Genomic DNA, 1,466 nt, shown 5'->3' with positions numbered 1-1,466 from the left:
CTTGCAAGTTACAAGCGGGAAGAGCCCTTGTGGATAAAAAACTATTAAGAAAGGATTAAAAATGCCTCTAATGAACCGTCTCAAGTGCCAAGGGCTGTAGCAACATTGGGAGCAAACAAAGAATATGACAGTGTTGAAAAATATAACAATATCAACTGACTCTTTTATTAAGCATAAAGATGGTCGCACCCCATAGATTTTATATTATTTCCATGGGGACTTTATTATTATACCATTCACAAGCGCCGTTGCATCAGAGATGTCGTTGCGCCCCATAAACACCATCACGAAATAGGCTTGAGAACCTAGATATTTATTAAAAACAAGGGCGTGAATTAGGAATAACAAATCCATTCTATTTTGAGTGTTTTGTCGTGCATGAAGGGCGTGCCCCCAGTAAAAAACACAATAAAAAGCGTGAAGAAAGGCCTAATCTTTCATTATTTAACATGATAGTGCTTTAGATGCTTTTGAAATATATAAAGCTAAATTAAAGGATTGTGGTACAGATGGAAGCTGATTTCTACCCCCTTTATTCTTTTCCAATGAGATCTCCTCCCCATTTCAAATATTACGCCAACAAAGGTATACGCAATATATTCACTCCAATCTGGATGCTCTCTCCAATCTGGCATACAAAAACTAAAAACAGCAGAAAACAATATTAAACCGCTTTAATTGTTGTCTCAAACATATAGATTTAAACAACTAACCGCTTCATATCACCACACTTCAAAGGACAGTACTCCATGAGGCTTATAGGCAATATTCAACCCTCAAAAGACTCAATATATAAAACCTTATATTACCACAGCCCCAAGGAAGCTGTTTTTAAGGCATCACGGGCTAGTTTAAATATTCTCTTGATCCCCGGCCTCCCTAGACTAAAAAATGAAGCGCCCTATTAACTCAGTCTGCAAACAATGCTCTGTAAATAGCCCGCCTTCTCTTAGTCCTCTTCCAGATAGTTTCCCCTACAGCATGTGGTTCACATCACTACACCTAAACGACATTGTTTTAAGAACAGCGTTTTACAGTACAAAAGGATAATAATTTAAATACCCAAATGCGCTTAAAACATGTCTACTCACTAAACGCACTATTTACCCAAATCAACTGCTCTACCTAATCATTGTAATCACTTAGAACAGCCAATATTAATCAGATTTAAATCATTCCTCTATTTCTTTTGCGCGTCCAGATAATTGCATAGCTCTAGAAAGATCATTAACTGCATTTAAATGCGTTTGAAGTAATTCACTATTACGTTGTAGTTTTTCTTGTAAATCAGATAGCAAACTTTCAACCTCATGTTCAATATCTTGATTCATGTAGCGCTTCACATCACTTATGGATTTATTAAGATCACGCAAACCACGTATTTTACGCAAATTTATTTCTTCGTAATCTGGAACACCACTGCTCTCTAGCATATTGCTTTCATAATCAACAACTTGAGCTAATCC

1 protein-coding gene is annotated in these 1,466 nt (G+C 36.5%); it reads right to left on the bottom strand.

What is annotated here, in order from left to right; translation table 11 throughout:
• Positions 1 to 1,172 precede the first annotated feature (1,172 nt).
• Positions 1,173 to 1,466: flagellar protein FlgN (locus ACFIKE_RS10515; protein WP_375649835.1), on the bottom strand; the 294-nt coding region annotated here is incomplete at its 5' end.

It is taken from the genome of Bartonella sp. MU70NMGDW (assembly GCF_042194085.1).
Taxonomy (GTDB): Bacteria; Pseudomonadota; Alphaproteobacteria; order Rhizobiales; family Rhizobiaceae; genus Bartonella; species Bartonella grahamii.
This window is presented reverse-complemented; position numbering and strand designations above follow the sequence as displayed.